The organism is Microbacterium sp. NPDC060117, assembly GCF_042729315.1.
Classification (GTDB): domain Bacteria; phylum Actinomycetota; class Actinomycetes; order Actinomycetales; family Microbacteriaceae; genus Microbacterium.
Window position 1 is genome coordinate 1,025,416 of record NZ_JBHWXR010000001.1, and the last position, 22,157, is coordinate 1,047,572.

Here is a 22,157-nt window from a genome sequence, read left to right on the forward strand (position 1 = left end):
TCACTCAGGCCAGCGTCTCCCCCTCCACGAGCGGCAGCTGCACGATCACCTGGCGGCCGGCCTGCACGAAGATGCCGCGTCCCTCGGGGAAGTCGGTGCGCTTGACCTTCGGGAAGGGCACCTTGAACACGGCGTCGCCGTCGAAGGCGTCGGGCTTGAGCACGATGCCCTTGCGGCCGGCCTTGAAGTCGCCGATGTAGCCGAAGCCGCTCGTCGCCTGGGTCACGTCGAGATCGCCGATCAGCAGGTGGTCGCTGCGGTTGATCGCCTGGAACAAGGCCTTCATGTCGCGCTCCGCCGGGGTGTCCGCGAACTGCGGCACGTCCTCGACGACGACGAGCAGCCGCACCGGCATCGATTCGTCACCGGCGAGCTCTGCGAGCTCTGCGGCGAGCTCCTTGGCGGCCTCCGGCGTGGTGGCGCTGCGGGTCCAGTCGGCGTAGTCCTTGAGGACGGATCGACGTCCGCCGAAGTGGAACAGCTTGACCCCGGGATCGAAGCGGCGCATCGACGTGATGATGCCCTTGAGCGCGGTGGTCTTGCCCGAGAGCGGCGGCCCCGCCACGAGGAACGTCCCGATCGGGTCGAAGTCGCGCGCGGACAGCGTGTCCTCCGCCACGCCCAGCACCGGGAACTCCCCGATGCGGTCCGGCAGCGACGAGGGTGCGAGCCGGGTCGGCAGCGAGCCGATCTCGGCGACCTCGCGCGCCCCGGCGGCGCGGAGAGCCCCCGCCATCGCCTCCAGCAGCTTGGTCTGCTCGGCGACGTTCGGAGTGCCGCCGAGAGTCGCGATCTGCGTCTCCAGACCGTCCACGATCGCGCGTCCCGGCGCCGAGCGCTCGTCGAGCACGTCCTTCGGGGCGTTCAGCATGGCGTAGCCGGACTCGTCGCTCAGGCGCAGCACGACCTTGCGCGACACGTTCGCGCTGACCGCGGTGGGGACGGATCCGGAGCGGTCGGCGGTCGCGATCACGTGCACGCCGAGCGGGCGCCCCTCGCCGAGAATGCGCATGAAGGTCTGGTAGAACGGCATCCGCGCCGTGGTCGACTCCCATTCGCTGCGGAACTGCGGGAAGCCGTCGAGCAGGAACAGGATCCGCGGCTCGTCGATACCGGTGAGCTCGCGGTACTCGGTGAGGCTCGCGGCGTTCGCGGCGCTGAACCGCTTGCCGCGGTCGTCGAGCACCCGGGCGAGCGAGCGCAGGATCCGCTGCACCCGCTCGGCGTCGTCTCCCGAGATGACGGATCCGACCTGCGGCAGGATCTCCAGGCTCTTGAGCGCGCCCGAACCGAAGTCCAGCGCGTACACCTCGACGTTCGTGGCCGCGTCCGACCCCGCCGCGATCGCGAGGGTGCGCAGCACGGTCGACTTGCCCGCACCGCTCGTGCCGTAGACGAGCAGGGATCCGTCCCGGTCCGGCACGAAATAGGTGGGCTCCTGCAGCTGGCGGGACGGCACATCTGTCTTGCCGAGCAGGATCTGGCCGTCGCCGAGCGTCGGCAGGTCGCGGATGTCGACCGCGTGCTCGAGGTCGTCGAGCCACGGCCGGCGCGGCGCGGGGATGCCGGCGTGCGTCGCCGCGGCGACGAGCGTCGCCACGATGCGCTTCTGGTCGTTGGGCCCGAGGTCCTCGTCGTGGCTGTCGGATTCGGGCTCCTGATCCGGCTCCCAGAGCTGCGTGGATCCGAACCGCAGTTCGGCCACGCGCACATCTGCGACCTGCACCTCGTCGGTGGACCAGCCTCCCGCGTACGCCGACTGGAACGGCACGAGGCGCCCCGGGCCGGTCTTGGCGATGCCGCGGCCGGGGATCGACGGCGGGAACGAGGCGGCGACCGCGTCGTCCACCACGTCCTTGGAGTCGGACTCGTCGGCCATGCGCAGCGCCACGCGCAGGTTGGTGTTGGCGCGCAGGTTGTCCTTGATGACGCCGGCGGGGCGCTGCGTCGCCATGATCAGGTGGATGCCGAGCGAGCGGCCGCGCTGGGCGATGTCGACCACGCCGTCGACGAACTCCGGCACCTCGCCGGCGAGCGCGGCGAACTCGTCGATCACGAGCACGAGCGCGGGCGGGGTGTCCGGGTCGCGGCGCTTCTCGAGCTCGAGCAGGTCCTTGGCCTTCTTGCGGTTGAAGAGGTGCTCGCGATGGTGCAACTCGGCGCGGAGACTGGTGAGCGCGCGCCGTACCAGGTGCGGGCTGAGGTCGGTGACCAGGCCGACGGTGTGCGGGAGGTCGACGCAATCGGCGAACGCGGATCCGCCCTTGTAGTCGACGAACAGGAACGTCACCCGGTCGGGGCTGTGCGCGGCGGCCATGCCGAGCACCCACGCCTGCAGGAACTCGCTCTTGCCCGCGCCGGTGGTGCCGCCGACGAGGGCGTGCGGGCCCTGGGTGCGCAGGTCGAGGGTCATCGCGTCGGTCTGCGACTGGCCGATGATGGCGCGCAGGTTGCCCGCCTTCTTCAGCCGCGACTGGGGCGCGCCGGAGCGGTCGATGATCGTGTTGTTCTGCCGCCAGCGGTCGATCACGGAGGTCGGATCCGACGCCGTCTCGGATCCGACCAGCGACAGGAACATGACCGAGTTCGGGATGTCGGAGGAGTCCTCCACGACGGTGGAGGCGTCGACGACCGGGGCCAGGCGCTTCGCGAACATGGTCATGTAGGCGTGCGACACGCCCTCGACCTTCACGTCGGGGTAGCTCACGCCGTTGCGGACCGTGCCGACCCTGGCGTGCTCGAGGCCGGCCGACACGTCGATGAAGCTGCGGCAGGCGGCCGGCAGCGCCTCGACGACGGGCGCGACGAACAGGGCGTAGACGCCGACGTCGGCGCCGCGCTCGAGGATCTGGGTGAGCCGGGCGCGATCGACGGGGGCGTCGTTCGTGACGATGACGACCACCGCCGCCTGCCCCTCGAAGGTCGACTCCTCGGCGGCGCGCTTGACGTCGGTGCCGTAGCGCATCGGATCCCAGTCGTCGCCGTAGGGCAGCCGCTGCGACGCCGCGGCCTTGGAGCGGCGCATCACGATCTCCTCGAGGCCGTTCAGCAGCGCGGTGCCCGTGGATGCGGAGTCGGCCAGCGCCATCTCCTTGAACGGGTTGCGCTCGCTCGACGTGTGCGGCAGCCAGGTCAGCCAGTCCAGTTCGTTCGCCCATCCGGGCTCGGTGAGCGCGACGGCGACCAGCTCGTTCGGAGAGTGCATGCCGAACAGCTGCACGGCCAGTCCCCGCAGCGCATCGCCCGCGACCGAGGTCGGGCCGGCGACGCCGATGGATCCCACGCTCTGCAGCGACTCCAGGATCGGCACGTCCTCGATGATGCGGTAGCGCTCCTCGAGCCTGTCGACGCGCTCGACGAACTCGGGCAGCGCCTCGGCCGCCTCGGTGCGGGTGATCGTCGTGCGGGACAGATCGGAGCAGGTGCCCAGGCGCACCGCGAGGAAGTTCCAGTGCTCGGGACGGCGCGTCCACAGCAGGGGTCCGAGCTTCATGGCCTCGTCGAACACGACCGCGACCGCCGGTACCTCGTTGTTGCGGACCGCATGCTCGCGCGGACGCGCGTGGTACAGCTTCTCCTCGAGCCGCTCGAACTGGTCCTCGAAGATCTCGGCCTCCTTGCGCAGGCGCTGACCGAGATTGGTCTTCTGGGAGATGAAGTTGCCGAACATCATCATCGGGCTCGCGGCCGCCATGAGCAGCGAAAGGCTGCGCCCGGTGAACGCCCACATCGTCACGGCCAGCAGGATCGGCGCGACCAGCATGGGCCAGGGGAACAGCCGCTGCACCTGGTCCCGCGGGTAGCGCGGCTCGTCGACATCCTCGCCGGCGAAGCGCTCCTCGACCCTCGGGCTGCGATTGAACAGCAGCGCGCCGCCGCGCTCGAGCACCGGATCCTGGTCCGCGGCGCTGCCGTCGAAGTCGCTGACGACACGCACCACGATCTCGCTGTCGCCGAGCGTGAACGGCTGGCCGGGGATCACCCGCAGGCGCTGCACCAGCCCGCCGTCGACGAGGATACCGTTCGCCGAGTTCAGGTCGACGAGCTCGACGAACGTCCCCGCGACCTCGATGCGGGCGTGCTTCTTGGAGACGAGAGGGTCGGCGAGGTGCACGTCGGCGGAGACCTCGCGGCCGATCACGAAATGACCGATCGGCAGGGAGAACTCCTGGCCTGCGGCGGGGCCCGCGACCACGCGCAGGTGCGCGGCGGGACGGGCTCCTGCGGTGCCGGTCGCGATCCGGTCGGCGCCGAGATTCACGATCTCGGCGAGGAAGCCGGATCCGACCGGGGCATCGCCGATCGCGAGGTCGGGGTTGAGGGTCACCAGACGCTCGCTCGTGGGCGGCGCGACCGAGAGCGTGAGCGTCTCGCCATGCGCGGCCCGAACCGAGCGCAGCGGATCCGTCGTGGCGATGTGGTGTGCGACGTCGGCGACCGTGGCGGTGGAGTCGGCGGTGACGACGATGTCGGTGAGCGGTGCACCGGGGCGGCGCAGGGTGAGCTTGACCTTCATCGGTGATCCTCCGGGCGGCGCTCGCGCGCCGTCGTGTCTGTGGCGGCCGCGCGGGCGCCGGGGGTCATGCCTGCTCCACGCGCAGGCTGCGGTCGCCGAAGCGCAGCACATCGCCGGCGCGCAGCTCGGCGGGGTGCCCGGGAGTCAGCGGATGCTCCGCCCCCTCGCGGACGATCGAGCTGCCGTTGGTGGAGCCGCGGTCGACGGCGACCACGCCGCGACGGGAGAGCAGGATCGCGACGTGGGTCTTGGAGACCGAGCGTGTCTCGTCGGGCACGCGCACGAGCTGCGCCTCGCCCTCGCCGTCGCCGACTGCCGGCGCCCGCCCGATGAGCGTGGCGGCGCGCACCTCGACCCGCTCGCCGTTGTCGATCACGAGGACGGCGCGCGGGCCGTCGGGCGCCGGTGCCGCCGCCGGCTGCGGTGCGGACGCGGGGGCTGTCGGCTCGGCGGGTGCCTGTGCCGCGGCGGGTGCGGATGCGGAAGCCAGTGCCGGCACGGGTGCGGGTGCCTGCGCCTGGGCCTGGGCCGGGGCCGGGGCCTGGGCCTGTGTGACAGGAGCCGCCGCCGGAGCGACCGGAGCGATCGTCGGCGGCTGCCAGGGGGCGGCGGCGGGCTCTGCAGGCGGCGCGAAACGCTCTGCCGGAGCAGGGTCCGCGGGCGCGGGCGCCGCCGACACCGGAGCCATCGGCGCCGGGCCGGCGGGCGGTGTGGCCAGCGACAGCGCACCCATGACGGGAGCGGCGGGCGCAGCAGGTGCCGCGGGCGCCGGAGCAGTGGCGCGGTGAGCCCCCACGACACCGCCGGAGAAGCGTCCGGTCGGGACGTACACCGCGGGGGCGTCGCGGTCGGTGGGCGTGGCCAGCGACGGCAGCACCGGAGCGGCCTCGTGCACCTCGGTGGTGATCTGCTTGCGGGCGATGCGCATGCGCTTGCCGTCGTACGGGTTCAGGCCCCGACGCACATCCACGAGCCAGGTGGCCGCGACCCGGTCGGGCCAGCCTCTTCCCCGCCGCTCTGCGTCGAACAGCGGCGACAGCGCGATCACGAGCAGGGGGCCGATCAGCAGCACCAGGAAGGATACGGCGAGGATCAGGTAGCGCACCACGGCGCCGCGCCAGAAACCCGGCTTCTCCAGCGTGCGCACGTTGACGGTGCGGATGCCGAAGACGGCTTTGCCGAGCGTCACGCCCTTGAGACCGTGCAGGATGAGCTGCACGAGTGTGAAGACCAGCATGAGCACGTACGAGACGATCAGCGGGAGCAGGATCCAGATCAGATCCTTGCGAGCCAGAAGACCGGCCGGATCCGCCGCACTCGACAGGACCAGGTTCGTGCTGGCGATCGTTCCCGGGATGGCGATCACGAGGGCCACGACCAGTTCGAGGAGGGTCGACAGCACCCGCATGCCGGCGCGGGCCGGGACAAGGCCGATCGCCTGCGCGTAGGCCGGATCAGGGCGCCCCTGCGCGTCCAGACCCTCGATGTCGGTGATCTGGGCCGGAATCTCCCAGATGTCGTTCGACAGGCTCATATCCCCCCACGTTATCAATCCGGTATGCCGGATCCGAACGAAGCCGAGGGGCCGGTGTCGCGCACCAGCCCCTCGAGATCGTGTGTGCGGTATCAGCCGCCGGCGAGCTGCGTGTCGAGATCCTGAATCGCACGCATCATCCCCAGCAGCGACTCCGACATGTCATTGATGCCATCCACCGCCTGCTTCAGACCCGTCGTCAGCTCCCCATAACCCTCACCGAACTTCCCCGACGCATGCTGCGTCTTGAAATCCTCACCCAACAGGTTGTCCACCTGCCCCTTCAGAGTGTCCAACTGACCCTGAATATCATCACGAGCCTGCGACAACGACGACGCCACCTGCTCCATCTCCGCATAAGACGCACCGAAATCGGCCATCATCCACCTCCGGTAGAAAACGATTGGACCGGACCCCACCGGCCCGACAACCACAACCCTACGAAACCCCACCACACCCGTCGATGGGGACAACTACCCATCGCGCCGCGATCAGGTCCGGGCCGTGTGCGTCAGCCGCGATGCGGACGTCTGCTTACAGAACCCCCGGATGAACCCCGGGAGATCAGCCGACGGGGTCGTCACCCGAGGGAGCCGCCGGCAGCACGGGCTCCTCCCGCTCGCGCTCCCAGGTGAAGGTGGAGATCATGGCGTCGCTGAGCAGCTCCAGGGAGTCGACGACCTCGCCCGGCACGACGTCGCCGTCCGGGATCACGATCGTCGTCGTGAAGACGAGGGCCTTGCGCCGCTGGGTGCCCGGTGCCGGGATGACGTAGGTGAGGGTGCGGCCGCTCACCCCCTCGATCCGGCGCGCGTTCGCCGGCCGCTGCGGCTCGGACCGCCAGCGCACGATGTGCTGGGCATCATCGTCGAGGAACTGCGCGCCCTTGGTGCGGAACGCGTCCGACACCCAGCCATCGAGGTTCTCGCCGTCCGCCGCGCTGAGCGCCGACGCCGTGATCGACATCGGCAGCAGCTCGTCCATCTCCACTTGCTCCTGGCGGTAGATCGCGAACACCTTGGTGCGCGCCATCGCCTGGTTGGTCTGCGCCATCAGACCGCGGAACTCCGCATCCAGATCCGGACGGTTCGCCTGCCGGAAGATCGCACTGGCCCGCTTGACGTCGTCCTCCTGAGCGACGTTCGTCGGCACGTGCTGCACCCAACCGGGCGGCAGCACGAACCGGAACGCGGGAATGCCGAACCGCAGCTCGATCCCGAGATCGTTCATCGTTCCCATGTCAGTTCCCCCGTCGTCGATCCGTCGCCCGGATCATCTCACTCCACGCGGGCTGTGCCATGCCGAGGATGCGCGCGGTCTCGTCACGAAGTCCGGTCGCGCGCCGCAGGTGTCGACCCTCTTCGTCCGCCCGTGCCCCAGCCACGGCCTCGAGTCCAGGGACGGCGACGCCGAGATCAGCCGGTGATGTCACGATCGCCCTTCAGCGCGAGCGCCGCCAGTGCGGCGGCGCCGAGCCCGAGCTTGTCGGCACGTCGCCCTTCTGGGGGCAGGCTGGTCTGCAACGCCTTCGCCGTCAGCGCGGCCAGCTGCGACCAGCGCTCGGACGGCAGATCACCCGCAGCCGATATGAGAAGACGTCGGCCGGACCGCCGCAGCCGGCGCAATGCCCGACCGCCACGCGCGCGCTTCGATGCGACATCCGCGAACGGCGTCTCGCTGCGCAGTCCGATCTGCTTCTGCTGGCGCGCCTCCGCATCGACGAGGATCTCCTCGACCCGGGCGCGGTACTCCGGAACCATCGCCAGCAGCCGCAGCTCCTCGGCGCTCCACCGCCGCACCACGAGCTCCCCGCACTCGATGCACAGTCCCCTGCCGATGACTCCGCTCTCGGCATAGCCGCACCCGCAGTCGATGAACGCTCGATTCGGCACAGCAGGCCGGAAGCCCCACCTGTCACGGAGCAGGACGGCGCCAGCGGCGCTGCTGCGCACCTCGTCGACGAGGAGGCCGCGACCGGACCGCGTCAGCCCCTCGTCCACGAGCGCCCCCCATCGCGCGGCGTCGGCGGAATCGATGGATGCCGCGGCGCGACCGGCATAGTCCCGCAGAAGCGCGAACACTTCCGCCTCCAGGATCGCCTGCCGCATGCCGGACGACGATGTGATGCCCCGCCAGGGCGACGGCGCGCGCAACGCCGCCGCGTCCTTCAGCCGTGCTGCACCCGACGTCTGAACCAGACCATGCAGCTCGGCGAGCGACGCATTGCGTGCGAGGAGGTCGCGTTCGAACTCGGCCGCCGCCTCGAACCAGGGGGCGACGCTCATGGTGCGATGTCTGTGGGCAGCGTGATGCCGGCCAGTAGGCGCGGCAGGTGCTGCTCGAGGGCGGCGAAGGTCTCGAGCGTGGATCCCATGGCCTCCACGATAGTGACCCATTCGTCCTTTCGAAGGACCACGGTCCAATTCGCGACGGGCACCGCCGTATCGTCCACCATCGCCGCAGACGTGCGGCGCACCAGCACGCCGCTGCCGAGATTGTCGATGTCGACCCCGATCATGTCCGACGCGGTGGCATCGGGGAGCGAGCCGATCTCCGCGAGAAGCTGATCTGGATCCAGCCCTTCGACATCGCCGACCGTGATCCCGATCAGCACGTCGCTGTAGGCGCCGGATGGGACGAACCAGAGCTGCGTCGCCGCCGAATCGACCATGGCCAGCAGCCCTCGCGCCGTGAGGGCGAGCGCTTCACGGTCTCCCTCGGTCAGCGGGACGCGGTCGGCGTAGTGCGCGAGCACCCCATCCACCCACGCATCCTCGACGGTCGGATCCAGACGCAGTTTCTCGGGCGCAGGGAGGGGAAGGAACCACTCAGAGTCGTACGCCAGGTCCCAGGAGGCGGAGTCCGGCGTGCGCGTGACGATCGGAGTCATCCCACCAAGCCGTTCAGGATCTTCGCCGGCGACAGTCCACCCGACGGCTTCCCGTTCGACAACGCCACTCCCTTGTCCGCCCATTTGTAGACGTTCCAGGCCTTCTCCCAGGTCGACGGGGCCGAACCCTTCGCAAGGTCCTTCAGGGCGGTGGGAAGCTGGTTGACGAGCTGCTTGCCGTACCCCGTGCCCGCCTGCGCGGCGTCTTGGAAGGCGACCGTGAACGAACGGTTCGCTCCCCCGAGGAAACGCTGACCGAGGCCCGCCAGAGTGAACGGGCCAGTCATCTTCGTCTTGGAGACCTTGGTGACGAAGGCGGCGAAATTCGCCTTCGATCCCGCCTTCCATCCACCCTTCGCGACAGCGGTGATGCCACGAATGTTGCGGATCTGACCGAGCGGTCCGGTGAGCTGCTTGGGGATCGCCTTGAAGAATTTGCCGAAGCCCTGTCCGAGCTTGCCTATGGGCAGGACGCCGACGATCGCCCAGGCGAGATCGCCCCAGCCCTTCCTGCCGTCGAACATGAGCGCCACCGTCAGGGCGAGGGCGATGACGCCGACGACGAGAGCCGCGATCGCGAAGAACGGCCCGCCGATGATGAGCCCCAGGACGGCGATCGCCAGACCGATCCAGGAGACCCACTCCGAGATCACCGCGAGCACGCCCGCGATGTTCTCCCAGGTGCTGTCCTTGCCGATCTTGTTGGCGTCGCCGAGCCCGTTCACGGCGTGCTCGTAAGCCTCATGCCAGGTGTCGTACGCGGTGTCGAAGCGGTGCAGGTTGGCGTCGTGCTCCTTGTTCGCAGCGCCGAGCGTCGACTGCGCGGAGGTGGCGGCGCCGGAGAGGTTCTCCCCGGTCTTCTTGGAAGACGCCTCCTGATCCGGGGTCGGCGGGTGATCCGCCACCGCCGTCTCGTGCACGGCGAGCGCGTGGCTCGCCTGATCGGCATCCGTCTGCGCCGTGCTCAGAGCCTTCTCGCTCTTCTCACAGTCCGCGACGATCGTGTTCATCTGCGACTGGACCGTCGCCAGTACGTGGGCGTACTTCGACAGCGTCTCCCCCGCAGGCTTGTAGCGCCGCCCGGCCTCGTCCAGGTCGCCGTGAACGTCGCCGATGACGTCCTTGATCTTGTCCATCGCGTAGCCCTTGCCGACGAGCTTGCCGCTCTTGATGTCCTGCAGGGTCGACGCCGCCGTCGTCATCTGCGTGGCGAGCGTCGTGATGGTCGTGCCGCGATCGCCGATCGCCGCGGAGTCGCCCTCGATGACGGCGACCTCATGCCCCTTGTGCGTCTTCATCCCGCTCCCCCTCAGTTCGCCACGGCCCGGCCGTGGCCCCCGCCGGTGCCCTGGCCGGACTGCTGCATCGAGCCAGCCATGTCGGTGTCGGTCTTGGTGACCTCGTCGACGGTGCCCTTCACCCGGTCCGAGATCTCCTTGAGCTTGGAGAGCAGCTTGTCGCGGCTGTCATCCCAGTTGCCCTCGAAGTCGTGCACCCGATTCTTCAGGCGGTCGTCGCCGTCCGGGCGGCCCACCGCATGCTCGAGATCGTCCCGCCGCTTCGACGCCGCCTCGAACTCGTCGACGATCGCGATCAGCTGCGCGCTGGTCGTCTTCAGATCATCGATCGGGTAGAGAACCCCATCCCCCGCCATGTCCTGCCCTCCGTGTCATCGCCCTGCGGGCGCCTGCTGCGTCGCGGCCTGCGAACGCAGCGGGGGCGCCGTGCGGAGCGGATCCGACGCGGCGCCTCCTGGCTGCGTGATGCGTTGTGGTTCAGCCGCCGGCGAGCTGCGTGTCCAGATCCTGAATCGCACGCATCATCCCCAGCAGCGACTCCGACATGTCATTGATGCCATCCACCGCCTGCTTCAGACCCGTCGTCAACTCCCCATAACCCTCACCGAACTTCCCCGACGCATGCTGCGTCTTGAAATCCTCACCCAACAGGTTGTCCACCTGCCCCTTCAGAGTGTCCAACTGACCCTGAATATCATCACGAGCCTGCGACAACGACGACGCCACCTGCTCCATCTCCGCATAAGACGCACCGAAATCGGCCATCATCCACCTCCGGTAGAAAACGATTGGACCGGACCCCACCGGCCCGACAACCACAACCCTACGAAACCCCACCACACCCGTCGATGGGGACAACTACCCATCCCCCGCACCAACGCCAGACCACCCCACCGGATCACTCCACGTCAGCCGGATCCACCTCCGCGACATCCAGCAGCGCGAGGTCCGCCTTGGCGACCAGTCGTGAGGCGATCACGTGCTCGACGAGGCGCGCACGCCGGTTCGTGGCGGATCCGCCCGCGCCGCCGCGCATGCCCGGCACGCCGATGCGGTCGAACTTGTCGCACACGTTGTCGAGCTTGCGGTTGAAGCGCGTCACCGTCCAGCCCAGGCGCGCGGCGGCGTCGGCGCTGGAAGGGATGGCGCTCATGCCGGTGCCGTCGCGGCGCAGCAACGGCTCGGCGAGCGCGAGCAGGAGCTGCTTCTGACTGAGCGTGAGCGGAACCTCGCCGATCGTGGAGTCGCCGTCGACCTCGCGCTCGCGCCGGGTCTCCCGGAACGTGGGCTCCGAGGAGTGGATCGTGAACTCGTACGTCGTCGGTCCTGCCGAGAACACGACGCTCGTGGTCGCGAACACCAGCGGCAGTCGCGCGCCCGGCGCGAGCCAGGCCTGCACGCCACCGGTCGCATCCGTCACGGTCGCCTGCAGCCGCGCGCCGATGTTGGCCAGCCACCAGAGACCGCCGGATTCGGCGATCTCCAGGAAGTGCCGGTGCAGGAACAGGTTGTCGTCGATGGCGAGGTCGCCCTCACGCCCCACGACGAAGCGGCCGCCCTGCTGCAGCGGGAAGTACTCCCCTGCGAATTCGACCGTCACGCGCGCACGGGACGGGTCCTGCGTGATCTCGGGATCCTGCGTCATGGCTTCGTGCACCCCCGCACCGGCGATGATCCGGAGCCGTTCTCACGGCGCAGCACGACGTCGACGCAGGTCTGACCGCCGGCCTGCGCCGGAACCGTGATCTCAGGGTTGTCGACCTTCGTGGTCTCGCCGTCGCCGGCGAGGGTGATCACCGTCACGAGGTAGGAGTCGCGATCCTGCGGCTTCGGGTTGGTCCAGGTGAAGTGCACGCCGCCGGCGCCGTCGGGTGTCCCGGCCACGTCCTTCGGCGCCGCCGTCATGTCCCCGAGCGGATCCTGCGGATCGGCGGTCTCGAGCGCCGTCGGCTTGGGCTTCGGCGGATTCGTGTTGAGCAGGTTGACCGTCACGACGGATCCGCCGATGAGGACGACCGCGGCCACGGCGGCGACAAGGCCCCAGAGCAGTCCCTTGCGGGATCCCCGCGCGACGGGGGTCTGGGTCGCCGGGGTCTCGGCCGTGCCGTGGACCGGCGCCACGGGGACCCTGGACACGAGCGCGGGGCCGGCGTCGGGCGCCGCGGGGGCGCCGGACAGCGGGCTGACCGTGCGCGGAGCCCGCAGCAGGGTCGGGGCGTCGTCGCTCTGTTCCGCGGCAGACAGGGGAACCGGGGGCGCGATCGGGGCGGACGGAGCAGGCGGCGTCACGGCGTCCTGGGGCACCCGGATCATGGTCTGATCGGTGACGGACGGATCCCCCGCCGGAGCGGCGTCGAAGCGCGGGCCGGGGGCCGGCACGCCCGCGGGCGGCAGCACCGGGCTCGTCGTCGCCGACGGCCGGGTGGCGGTGTGGCTGGGGTCGATGCTGACGACCTCGCGCACCCGGGTCAGGCCGTCGTCGTCATCGTCGCGGTCTGGCTCCGGCTGGTGGTCGTCGACGATGTCGATCGGGGTGACCGAGTGACTCAGCTCGATCTGGATCTTCTGCAGAGCACGGGCGAACGCCACCGCGCTGCCGAAGCGGTCGTCGGGGTTCTTCGCCATGCCCCGATCGAGCACGCGGCCCAGGCTCTCCGGCACGTCGGCACGGCCGAGGGGCGGCAGCGGCTCCGATTCGATCCGCGCGATGAGATCGGCGCCGCTGTTGCGCTGGCCCGGCTTCTCGAACGGGCTTCGCCCCGTGAGCAGCGTGTACAGCGTCGCGGCGAGCGCATACACGTCGGAGCGCACTCCGCCCTGCGGCGGGTCGCCGAAGGACTCCGGCGGCGACCACGGGATCGACATGCCGGCGGCCTCGCTCACCGCACCCGTGGTCGAGGCGATGCCGAAGTCGGTCAGGGCGGGCCGGTTGTAGGCCGTGACCAGGATGTTCGCGGGCTTGATGTCGCGATGCAGCACGCCGGCGCGGTGCGCGGTCTCCACCGCTCCCGCGACCTGCACGCCGACGCGCAGGGCCTCGGCGACGCTGAACGGCTCCTTGCGGGCGCGCTGCTGCAGGTTCGGCCGCGGGCAGTACTCCATGACGAGGTACGGGCGCCCGTCGGCGGCGACGCCGGTCTGATAGATCGTGACGATGGCCGGATGCGTGGACAGCATCGCCATGACGTTGGCCTCGTCGGCGAACTCCTGGGCCGCGCCCGACGCCAGCCGGTCGGCGAGCAGCACCTTCACCGCGACGCGACGGCGCGGCTGCTGCTGCTCGTACAGGAAGACGTCGGCGAAGCCACCGGTGCCGAGCGGCTCGACGTAGTCGAAGCCGTCCAGCTGCGGCGGCGGGGACGGCGGACGACTCACGGCAGCTCCTCGAAGGCGACCGTGACGCCGTCGCCGAGATCGATCACGTCGCCGGTGACGACGATGGTCTGCTCGCCGGGGTGGAGCCGCACCGGGTCGGATCCGGGACGCAGCAGGGTGGATCCGTTCGTGGTGTGCAGGTCGAGGACGACGACCGCGTCCGCCTCGGGCCGGATCTCGAGGTGGCTGCGGGAGATGTCCTGCTGCGGGCTGTCCACCGCGACGAGGTGCGGCAGCGTGGCTCCGCTGGAGCGGGTCGCGCGCGGGCGGCGGCCGATCACGACCGTGCGGTCGAGGGCGAGGACCTGCCCGGAGGACAGCCGGATCCGCGGTCCTGTCCCGAGGTCCGGCGGCCGCACGGCGACCGGGTCCTCGGTGATGCCGGGGACCGACGAGACCGGCGCCGACGACACCGGCACGGCCGAGACCGGCTCCGGGACGTCTGCCGCGATCGTCGCGGGCTGCGCCGCGGCCGGAAGGTCGGCCACGAGGTCGCCGCGCATCGCACGGGCCTGGGCGAGGGAGATCGTGGCGCCGTCGTGGTCGCCATCGTCCGCGGCGATCGCCTGCGCGATCGACGGAGCGGGGACCGGCGCGGGCGAGAAGTCGAGCGTGTGCCCGCCGAGCGGGGCCGCGATGGTGTCGGCCGGCGGGAGGATCGTCTCGAGCGCGGCGGGCGGGCTGAGCACGGTGTCGTCGACGTCGTCGAGGTCGGCCGAGGACGGCACCGGATCCTGCGTCGTGGTCCCCACGAGAGCCTCGACAGGCTGGGAGGCCTCGGGCTGCGGTTCGGCCTCGGGCTGCGGCTCGGCTTCCGGTTCCGGCGCCGGCTCGGCTTCCGGTTCGGGCTCGGGCTCGGGGACGGCGACGGGCTCGGGCTGCTCCGCGACGTGCGGCGTTTCGTCTCGGTCGCCTGCGGCGTCCTCGCTCGACGACACCGGAAGGGCGGCGTCCTCACTCGACGCCCCCGGAAGAGCAGCGTCCTCGCTCGACGACCCCGACGCGGCGGCGCCGAGCGCGATGCTCGCAGCCCGGACGACGCCGGCGAGGATCGGCAGGGCCGGATCCTCACCCCCGTCCTCGACGCGGAACTCGATCCCGGTCATCGCGGGCACGAAACGCTCGCTCCACGTGGTGACCTCCGCACCGGTGATCTCGCGCTCGTCGTCGGCGGTGAGCACCCGGGCGAGCACGCGTCCGCGCACGGCGATGCGGGCGTTGTCGCCCTCTCGCACGACCGCGGCGAACGGCGGGATGGCGGAGAAGGACCCTCCTCCGGCCGCCGTGAGCACGTCGACCACGTCCGAGAACGCGACCTCGGAGGCGGCGATCTGCTGCCACAGCCGCTCCACGAGAGCGGCGCCGGAGTCCGGCGGCAGCGCCACCACTGCCTCCGGGCCGATCAGAGCGAACCAGGACCCTGCGCGGTAGACGGTGTTCATCAGCGCATCCCTCCCATGGCCTCGGCACGCGGTCGCGTGTCGGAGTCGATGTCCTCGTCGTCGATGCCGGTCGTGCCGTCGCTCCCGGGACGGGTGCTGACGTGGATCGCGTCCACGACGACCGCGGTCACGTTGTCGCGGCCGCCGTGATCCAGCGCACGGTCGACCAGGCGCTCGGCGGCGGTCTGCGGATCCTCGTGCACGGTGAGCAGGGTGCGGATCTCGTCGTCGCCCACCTCGCTGCTCAGCCCGTCCGAGCAGACCAGGATCCGGTCGCCGACGCGGGCGGGGATCATCCAGTAGTCGGCTTCCCCCGTGCTGCCGGCCCCGATCGCGCGGGTGATGATGTTGCGACGGCGGTCCTTCGGGGCGTCCGTCGCGAGCAGCTCGCCGGAGTCGATGAGCTCCTGCACCACGGAGTGGTCGACGGAGATCTGCTCCAGCACACCGCCGGAGAGCCGGTAGGTGCGCGAGTCGCCGATGTTCATCGCGAGCCAGTAGCCGACGCCGTCCACCGCCGCGATCGTCACGCCGCTGAGCGTGGTGCCCGCCTTCGAGATCCCCCCGTTCGAGAGGGGGACGCCGGCGATGGCGTCGACCGCCGCGCGCACGCGGGCCAGCGTGAAGCTGACGTCGTCGACGGTGAGCGCCGGACGGCCGTGCAGGGCGGCGAAGCCCTCGATCACGGTGCCGCTGGCGACATCGCCGGCCTGATGCCCGCCCATGCCGTCGGCGACGAGGAACAGCGGCGCGTGCGCGAGATGAGCGTCCTCGTTGAGGGCGCGGCGCAGCCCCGTGTGCGTGGCTGCGCCCGCGCGGGCGACGATGGGTCCGATCACGCGTAGCCTCCGACGGTCACGATCCGGTCGCCGATCTCGATGGCGTCGCCGAGGCGGATACGCACCCGCTCGCCCGGCGGGCAGGCGATCCGCACGCCGTCGCGCACGATCGTCATCCCGTTGGTGGAATGCCGGTCCATGACCCAGCCGCCGGCTGCCTCGGCCGCGGCCTCGAAATGCGTCTTGGACAGGGAGAGGGTCTCGTCCCGGACGACCACGACGATCGCGCCGGCCTCGGGGGCCGGATTGCGGCCGAACAGCGTGCGCCCCGAGACCGTGGCGCGGGCGCCGTCGTCCCAGACGAACTGCAGTCGATGACCCGGGATCGAGATCCGGGTCTCCTCGAGGTCTTCGTCCTCAGCGGGCTGCGCCACCGGCGGAATCGCCATCGCGGCCTCGACCGAGGCGGGTGGGGCCGCGGGAACCGGAGGCCGCGCCGGTGCCACCGTCTCCGGCCCCGAGACAGGAGCAGGCGCGGGGGCGGGCACGGACGGGCTGACGCCCGGCACCACGGTGATCATGGCGCCCTCGTGCGCGGCGTCGGCCGCGGCCTGCGCTGCGGGCGACAGCACGGTGGCGTCGTGCGGGTCGACTTCGGCCGGCACGGGAGGGCCGGACGGGACGCGTCCCGCAACGACCGGCTCGGATCCGGACGCGGCGGTGGCCGTCGGCGCTGCGCTCGGCGCGGGCGGCAGTGTGAAGCCCGTGTGCCCGTCCTGCGGGCCGACGGGCGCCACCGACGGCGGGAACAGGGCCCCGGGCTCGCGCGCCGGGAACAGGGCATCGGGCTGGGGCGGCGCGAAGGATGCGGGGGCAGCCGGGGCGGCGGTGGCCGGGGCGAAGGCGCCGACCGCTGCGTCGGGTGCGGGAGCAGCTCCGGGAGCGGGCGGCGCAGCCGGAGTCGCGGCCGGCGCGCCCGCCGCGGGCATCGGAGCCGACAGACCCCGGACGTCGCGCATGAGTGCGCCGGCGGCGCGATCGTGCCAGCCCTGGAACCGGCCGGATCCGTCGAACAGCGGCGTGAAGTAGCCGACGACGATCGCCGCGCTCAGCCCGAACACGATGTTGCGCAGCAGCGCCCGGCCGAGCCCCAGGGGCGCTTCGCTGCCGTCGCGCACGAGCCGCAGCTTCATGATGCGCATGCCGACGGATCCGCCGGACCCCTGCAGGAAGCTGCAGACGAGCAACCACGCGAGGGCCACCAGGCCGGTGAGGCCGAGACCCACCGCCATCGCGGCGAACGTCGCGGACAGGCCCTGGCCGTCTGCGGTCGCGGCGGCGACGACCGACGATGTCACCACGCCGATGCCGACCAGCAGCGACGCGATCGCGGCATCGATCACGTAGGCGATCGCGCGCCGCGGGATCGGTGCGACAGGCGCGGCGGCCGCACCTGCCCCGCTCGGGGCGTTCGTCATGGAGTCTCGCTCTCGGATCCGGGGCGTGCGGTTCGGGTGCCGCCCGTCTTGGCTGCAGTGCTCTCGATCGTGCCAGTTGCGCCGCCCGCGGCGCCAGAGCCGTTGCCGGGACGCCGGATGCGCTCGGCCGCCGCGTCGCGCAGACCCTGCACTCCCGCGGACAGGCGCGAGTCGCCGAGCAGCGAGCGCAGACTGAGGCGTGCGAGCATGCGCCGCCGCCAGCTGGACTGGCTGCCCAGCCCCGCGACGATGCCGTCGACCTCGCGCCAGAACGCATCCACGTCCTCCGCAGTGGGCTCGGTCGGGCCGAACACCTGCGCGTCGGCATGGTCGGCCAGAGCGGTCACGGCGGGCACGGTGAGGGCCGTCGCCACCGTCTGGGCCTCCTCGGCCCTGGTGCCCCCCGCGGGGATGCGGGCCCCGTAGTCCACGGCACGGTCGGTGAGCTCGTCCCAGCCGCCGCTGATGCGGTCGGCGGCGAGCGCCGCCGCACGACGCCGGCGCCGGCGGGCGGCCTTCCACGCGCCGATCACGATGAAGGGCGCGGCGAGGATGGCGAGCACCACCAGCACGCCACCGCCGATCGCCAGAATCGTGCCGAGGATGCTCCACAGGTTGTCCGGCCCGTCCTGGTTGCCGCGCTGGTCCGGCACGCTCGGCGGCAGGTCCACCGGCGCCTGCGGTGGGGGCGGCGGCTGCAGCACCTGCGGCTTGGGCACGACCTTCGGCTTGGTGATCTGGTCCTGCGGGACCTTGTCCTTCGGCGGAGTCGGGTCGAAGGCCACCCAGCCCGCCTTCTCGAAGTTCACCTCGACCCAGGCATGCAGGTTGTCGCCGTTGGCGGAGAACGTGCCCTTCTGGCCCTTGTCGGGGTAGAAGCCCATCACGACGCGGACCGGGATCCCCAGCGAGCGCGCCGCGAGCGCCATCGCGACGGCGTACTGCTCATCGTCGCCGATCATCTGCTCTCCGCCGATCAGCGTGGAGATGCGCTCCTCGGTGTGGCCGGCGCGGCTCAGCGCCTCGCCGTCCAGACCGTGACTGAAGAAGCCCTCCTCGGAGAACTTCTTGACCAGCGCCCGCACCTGGGCGATCGGGGTCTTCGCGTCGGCCACCGTGTCCGAGGCGAGCGCGGCGAGCTTCTCGGGCGCCTCCGCCTGCTTCGGAATGGCGACCGTCCCGAAGTCGAGACCCTCGAGCTGCTTATCGGTCCAGGTCTTCGGGATCGTCGTGTCGACGGTGTACGTGTCGCCCTTCTTCAGCTTCGTCGTCGCGACGGCTGTGCCGGTGGACTCGTTGTAGAAGGTGCCGCGACGCAGCGCGTCGGCGTCGGATCCGGCGAACGTGATGCTGCTCACCTCGCCCGCGTCGGGCACCCAGACCCCGGTGTACTGATCCATCGTGACGTCCAGCGTCGCCGGAGATCCGCTCGCGTCGGCCGACATGTTGTCGCGGATCGGGCTGAAGGCGCCGGACGAGCCGATGCCCTTGTCCGACACGTCGTAGACGACGCCGTTGTACGCGTCCATCGTGCCGACCCGGATCCTGGCGCCCTCCGGCAGCCCCTTCACCGTGAACAGGGTGTCCTTGCGGTGGTCCTTCACGTACCCGCGGTACGACTGCAGCGGGCTGGCGTACTGGTGCACGTCGAAGGGCGGCAGCACCACGTCCCGGAACACGTGCCGGGGCTCCGCGAGCGTGGTCGCGGCAGCGACGCCGGTGCCGGCCAGTCCCGCCACGACGAGCACGGCGGTGCCGGCCAGGATGCGACGGCGGCGCAGCGCGGAGGAGTGGGATCCGTCGGCCGCGACCGACACGGCCGCGTCGGCGCTCTCGCCGATCCCCCGCAGGGCGAGCCAGGCCACGGCGACGAGCGCGAACACGACGCCCTGCGCGATCGGCGCCGCCGGATCCGGCACACCCATCGCGATCACGAGCATCAGGTGCAGCGCGGCGGGGATGAGCGCCCACGCGACCCGGCGCAGCCGCAGCGCGAGCGCACCCGCGACCACGCTCGCCACGAGGGCGGACAGGAACGGCACCAGCGCATAGCCGTCGCCGACCGCGACGGGGGCGACCGTGGTGAGCATCGCCTTCCAGCTCGTGACGGCGCCGGCCGACAGTGCGCCGAGGGTCTCGCCGGTGGGCACGACGCCGAGCAGCGTCGTCTGCGGGAGGGCAAGAGCGCCCCCGAAGAGGAAGTACCCGAGCAGCGTGAGCCCGGCGGTGGGCAGAATGCCCCATCCGCGCCAGGCGCAGAGCAGCGCGACGCCGAGACCGAGCACCAGGCCGCCGATCGCGGCGGGCAGGTAGGAACCGCCGGCGAAGGAGGGCCACCAGCCCACGATGCCGACCCCGATGAGCAGGGCGACCGCGACGAGGTCGATCAGCACACGGCGCGGCGAGAGCCGGGCGCGCGGCGCCTTCGGAGCCTGGGCCTCCTTTGGGGCCTTCACCCGCCGGCCGGAGCGGGTCTCTGCGGGCGCGGTCATGCGAGCACCTTCCCGAGGGCGAGGGGCAGCTGCTCGAGAGCCCCCACGGTGATCACGTCGGCCTCGCCGATGCGGCGCAGCGAAGGCGCCTCACCGAGGTCGGCGACGATGGCGAGCACGCGCGAGCCGAACGGCAGCCGGGCGCATGCGGCGCGCAGCTCCTCCGGGGAGGTGCGGCTGCCGCCGACGAGCACCACCACGCTGGACAACGGCATGTGCGCGGCGACCGTGCCGGCCAGCGTCGCCAGTCCGCCGTCCTTGGCACGCCCCTCCTCGACGCCGGCGAGCGAGTCGAGCAGCTGCTTGCCCGTGCTCGACGGCAGAGCTCGTCCCTGCACGCGCAGGTCGACGTGCTGCGAGTCGCGGATCGCGCGCAGGCCGATGGATCCGGCCAGCGAGATCGCCAGCTCGAACTCATCCGGCTCGGCGTACTCGACTGCGTTGCGGCTCAACCCGATCACGAAGTGGGAGCGACGGGTCTCCTCGTACTGCCGCACCATGAGCACCCCGGTGCGAGCGGAGGAGCGCCAGTGCACGCGGCGCAGATCGTCGCCGGGCTGGTACTCGTTCAGCGCGTGGAAGGAGACGTCGTCGCGGGACAGATCCGAGGCCGGAAGGCCCTCGAGGTCGCGCAGGAATCCGAGCGACTGCCCGTCGAACACGATCGTGCGCGGATGCACGAACAGGTCGATCGGTTCGTCCCGTCGATGCGCGCGCTCGAAGAGCCCGAGCGGGTCACCGCGCACGACGCTGACGGGTCCGACTGAGACGACGCCCCGACGGTGGGTGGGGATCGCGAAGAGCTCCTCCGCTTCCTCGCCCGGGGCCAGCCGCTTGATGCCGAACTCGCCGCGCCCTGCGCCCACCGGCAGCACGACGCGGGAGGGCAGGATCGCCCGCGAGCCGCGGTTCGCGAGGGTGAGCGCCCCCACCGCGCGCTCCCCGACGACGACCCGGGTGCGGGCGAGGTCGAGGGTGACGTCGTAGGCGGTGCGCCCGATCAGGAACACGGCGCACAGGGCGAGCACCACGGCGATCACCAGCGCGATCACGACGACCTCGATCCAGCCCAGTGGCAGGGCGATCATGAGGCATCCCAGCGCGATCGCCCCGAGTACCCAGGCCAGGGGCCGCACCGCGGACGCGATCAGGCGCAGCCGCGCGCCGATGCGCGCGATCACCAGTGCGGCGATGTCGCGCCAGCCGGCCTCGCGGTCGGTGCCGCGCGCCTGGGCGGTCGTGGTCATGAATGCTCTTTCGGGGTCAGGTCGGTTGCGTGTCCGTGCGCGGGGTTCGCGCGGAGGGATCCGGAGGGGACCGCTCAGGCGGCGGCGCGCGCCTGAGGAGCGGCGATCTTCTCCACCACGCGGGCGATGACGGTCTCGGCGGTGGTGCCTGCGAACTCGGCCTCGGGGTCGAGCAGCAGCCGGTGCAGCCACACCGGGCGGGCGAGCGCCTTCACGTCGTCGGGCAGCACGTAGTGACGTCCGTGCGCGGCCGCCCACACCTTCGCGATGCGGACCATCGCCAGGGCGCCGCGCACCGAGACGCCGAGGCGGATCGCGGTGTCGGCGCGGGTCGCCTCGACGAGTTCGGCGATGTAGCGCAGCACGGCCGGCTCCACATGCACCGCGGCGGCGAGGTCGGCCATGTCGGCGACCGCGCTCGTCGTGATGACCGGCGAGAGCTTGGACGAGGGGTTGCGGTCGGCGGCTCCCGCGAGGATCGATGCGGTGACGTCGAGGTCGGGATAGCCGATCGAGGTCTTGATGAGGAAGCGGTCCAGCTGCGCCTCGGGCAGCTTGTAGGTGCCCGCCTGCTCGATCGGGTTCTGCGTCGCGATGACGAGGAACGGGCGGCCCGCCTCGTGCGCGACGCCGTCGACCGTGACGCGCGACTCCTCCATCACCTCGAGCAGTGCCGACTGCGTCTTCGGCGAGGCGCGGTTGATCTCGTCCGCGAGCACGATCGAGGCGAACACCGGACCGCGGTGGAACTCGAACGTGTGCGTGTTCTGGTCGTAGATCGTCACGCCCGTCACATCCGACGGCAGCAGGTCGGGCGTGAACTGGATCCGGGTGCTGGTGCCCTGCACGGTGGCGGCGAGCGCCTTGGCGAGGCTCGTCTTGCCCGTGCCGGGGGCGTCCTCCAGGAGCACGTGGCCCTCGGCCAGCATCGAGGCGAGCACGAGGCTCACCACGTCGCGCTTGCCCTGCACCGCCCGATCGACATTGTCGGCGAGGCGGGTGAAGGTGCCCTGGAACCAGGCCGCCTGTTCGGGGGTCATCGTCATCTCTTGTCGTTCCTCTGATCTGTGTTCGTCTGCAGTGCTGCGTGGCCGGGACCGAGCCCG

Annotated in this window: 17 protein-coding genes; all 17 read right to left on the bottom strand. The window is 71.2% G+C overall.

The features are described from left to right. Positions 1 to 4 precede the first annotated feature (4 nt). The 17 genes from ACFWCK_RS04680 to ACFWCK_RS04760 all read right to left on the bottom strand — a co-directional run bounded on the left by ACFWCK_RS04680 (position 5) and on the right by ACFWCK_RS04760 (position 22,097). Positions 5 to 4,516 carry an FtsK/SpoIIIE domain-containing protein gene (locus ACFWCK_RS04680; RefSeq protein ID WP_378804793.1) on the bottom strand — a complete coding sequence of 1,504 codons (4,512 nt, stop codon included), beginning with the start codon at positions 4,514 to 4,516 and terminating at the stop codon, positions 5 to 7. Between the two features lie 64 nt (positions 4,517 to 4,580). Continuing rightward, entirely contained in the window at positions 4,581 to 6,050 is a 1,470-nt protein-coding gene (locus ACFWCK_RS04685) for an RDD family protein (protein ID WP_378804794.1), read from the bottom strand. Between the two features lie 92 nt (positions 6,051 to 6,142). After that, positions 6,143 to 6,433, bottom strand: a complete 291-nt coding sequence (locus ACFWCK_RS04690) for a WXG100 family type VII secretion target (RefSeq protein WP_378804792.1) — start codon at positions 6,431 to 6,433, stop codon at positions 6,143 to 6,145. Between the two features lie 181 nt (positions 6,434 to 6,614). After that, a complete protein-coding gene (locus ACFWCK_RS04695) occupies positions 6,615 to 7,289 on the bottom strand; it encodes a hypothetical protein (RefSeq protein WP_378804795.1) in 675 nt (224 codons plus the stop codon). A gap of 176 nt (positions 7,290 to 7,465) precedes the next feature. Then, entirely contained in the window at positions 7,466 to 8,335 is an 870-nt protein-coding gene (locus ACFWCK_RS04700) for a hypothetical protein (protein ID WP_378804796.1), read from the bottom strand. Then, positions 8,332 to 8,940: a hypothetical protein gene (locus ACFWCK_RS04705; protein WP_378804797.1), complete on the bottom strand. Its 609-nt coding sequence runs from the start codon at positions 8,938 to 8,940 to the stop codon at positions 8,332 to 8,334. The genes ACFWCK_RS04700 and ACFWCK_RS04705 overlap by 4 nt, the downstream gene beginning before the upstream one ends. Beyond that, positions 8,937 to 10,238, bottom strand: a complete 1,302-nt coding sequence (locus tag ACFWCK_RS04710) for a hypothetical protein (protein WP_378804798.1) — start codon at positions 10,236 to 10,238, stop codon at positions 8,937 to 8,939. Before ACFWCK_RS04710 ends, ACFWCK_RS04705 begins: the two co-directional genes overlap by 4 nt. Positions 10,239 to 10,249: 11 nt before the next feature. After that, positions 10,250 to 10,594, bottom strand: coding sequence for a hypothetical protein (locus ACFWCK_RS04715; RefSeq protein ID WP_378804799.1), 345 nt, complete (start codon positions 10,592 to 10,594; stop codon positions 10,250 to 10,252). 121 nt (positions 10,595 to 10,715) lie between these two features. Continuing rightward, positions 10,716 to 11,006: a WXG100 family type VII secretion target gene (locus tag ACFWCK_RS04720; RefSeq protein ID WP_378804792.1), complete on the bottom strand. Its 291-nt coding sequence runs from the start codon at positions 11,004 to 11,006 to the stop codon at positions 10,716 to 10,718. 130 nt (positions 11,007 to 11,136) lie between these two features. Then, complete coding sequence (locus tag ACFWCK_RS04725) at positions 11,137 to 11,883, bottom strand: hypothetical protein (RefSeq protein ID WP_378804800.1); 747 nt, start codon at positions 11,881 to 11,883, stop codon at positions 11,137 to 11,139. Next, entirely contained in the window at positions 11,880 to 13,613 is a 1,734-nt protein-coding gene (locus ACFWCK_RS04730; protein ID WP_378804801.1) for a serine/threonine-protein kinase, read from the bottom strand. Before ACFWCK_RS04730 ends, ACFWCK_RS04725 begins: the two co-directional genes overlap by 4 nt. Further along, positions 13,610 to 15,055 carry an FHA domain-containing protein gene (locus ACFWCK_RS04735; protein WP_378804802.1) on the bottom strand — a complete coding sequence of 482 codons (1,446 nt, stop codon included), beginning with the start codon at positions 15,053 to 15,055 and terminating at the stop codon, positions 13,610 to 13,612. The genes ACFWCK_RS04730 and ACFWCK_RS04735 overlap by 4 nt, the downstream gene beginning before the upstream one ends. Beyond that, positions 15,055 to 15,894, bottom strand: coding sequence for a PP2C family protein-serine/threonine phosphatase (locus ACFWCK_RS04740; protein ID WP_378804803.1), 840 nt, complete (start codon positions 15,892 to 15,894; stop codon positions 15,055 to 15,057). Before ACFWCK_RS04740 ends, ACFWCK_RS04735 begins: the two co-directional genes overlap by 1 nt. Then, positions 15,891 to 17,312, bottom strand: a complete 1,422-nt coding sequence (locus ACFWCK_RS04745; protein ID WP_378804804.1) for an RDD family protein — start codon at positions 17,310 to 17,312, stop codon at positions 15,891 to 15,893. Before ACFWCK_RS04745 ends, ACFWCK_RS04740 begins: the two co-directional genes overlap by 4 nt. After that, the gene (locus ACFWCK_RS04750; RefSeq protein WP_378804805.1) at positions 17,309 to 19,804 is read right to left on the bottom strand and encodes a transglutaminaseTgpA domain-containing protein; all 2,496 of its coding nucleotides are present in this window, start codon (positions 19,802 to 19,804) and stop codon (positions 17,309 to 17,311) included. Before ACFWCK_RS04750 ends, ACFWCK_RS04745 begins: the two co-directional genes overlap by 4 nt. After that, a complete protein-coding gene (locus tag ACFWCK_RS04755) occupies positions 19,801 to 21,051 on the bottom strand; it encodes a DUF58 domain-containing protein (RefSeq protein ID WP_233312420.1) in 1,251 nt (416 codons plus the stop codon). The genes ACFWCK_RS04750 and ACFWCK_RS04755 overlap by 4 nt, the downstream gene beginning before the upstream one ends. Positions 21,052 to 21,125: 74 nt before the next feature. Then, a complete protein-coding gene (locus ACFWCK_RS04760) occupies positions 21,126 to 22,097 on the bottom strand; it encodes a MoxR family ATPase (RefSeq protein WP_233312421.1) in 972 nt (323 codons plus the stop codon). Positions 22,098 to 22,157 lie beyond the last annotated feature (60 nt).

Excerpts from the sequence above, each read along its gene's own strand:
- ACFWCK_RS04710 (WP_378804798.1), bottom strand. The coding sequence starts at position 10,238 with ATGAAGACGCACAAGGGGCATGAGGTCGCCGTCATCGAGGGCGACTCC.
- ACFWCK_RS04755 (WP_233312420.1), bottom strand. The coding sequence starts at position 21,051 with ATGACCACGACCGCCCAGGCGCGCGGCACCGACCGCGAGGCCGGCTGG.
- ACFWCK_RS04745 (WP_378804804.1), bottom strand. The coding sequence starts at position 17,312 with ATGACGAACGCCCCGAGCGGGGCAGGTGCGGCCGCCGCGCCTGTCGCA.
- ACFWCK_RS04685 (WP_378804794.1), bottom strand. The coding sequence starts at position 6,050 with ATGAGCCTGTCGAACGACATCTGGGAGATTCCGGCCCAGATCACCGAC.
- ACFWCK_RS04695 (WP_378804795.1), bottom strand. The coding sequence starts at position 7,289 with ATGGGAACGATGAACGATCTCGGGATCGAGCTGCGGTTCGGCATTCCC.
- ACFWCK_RS04680 (WP_378804793.1), bottom strand. The coding sequence starts at position 4,516 with ATGAAGGTCAAGCTCACCCTGCGCCGCCCCGGTGCACCGCTCACCGAC.
- ACFWCK_RS04690 (WP_378804792.1), bottom strand. The coding sequence starts at position 6,433 with ATGATGGCCGATTTCGGTGCGTCTTATGCGGAGATGGAGCAGGTGGCG.
- ACFWCK_RS04700 (WP_378804796.1), bottom strand. The coding sequence starts at position 8,335 with ATGAGCGTCGCCCCCTGGTTCGAGGCGGCGGCCGAGTTCGAACGCGAC.
- ACFWCK_RS04720 (WP_378804792.1), bottom strand. The coding sequence starts at position 11,006 with ATGATGGCCGATTTCGGTGCGTCTTATGCGGAGATGGAGCAGGTGGCG.
- ACFWCK_RS04760 (WP_233312421.1), bottom strand. The coding sequence starts at position 22,097 with ATGACGATGACCCCCGAACAGGCGGCCTGGTTCCAGGGCACCTTCACC.
- ACFWCK_RS04725 (WP_378804800.1), bottom strand. The coding sequence starts at position 11,883 with ATGACGCAGGATCCCGAGATCACGCAGGACCCGTCCCGTGCGCGCGTG.
- ACFWCK_RS04735 (WP_378804802.1), bottom strand. The coding sequence starts at position 15,055 with ATGAACACCGTCTACCGCGCAGGGTCCTGGTTCGCTCTGATCGGCCCG.
- ACFWCK_RS04750 (WP_378804805.1), bottom strand. The coding sequence starts at position 19,804 with ATGACCGCGCCCGCAGAGACCCGCTCCGGCCGGCGGGTGAAGGCCCCA.
- ACFWCK_RS04705 (WP_378804797.1), bottom strand. The coding sequence starts at position 8,940 with ATGACTCCGATCGTCACGCGCACGCCGGACTCCGCCTCCTGGGACCTG.
- ACFWCK_RS04715 (WP_378804799.1), bottom strand. The coding sequence starts at position 10,594 with ATGGCGGGGGATGGGGTTCTCTACCCGATCGATGATCTGAAGACGACC.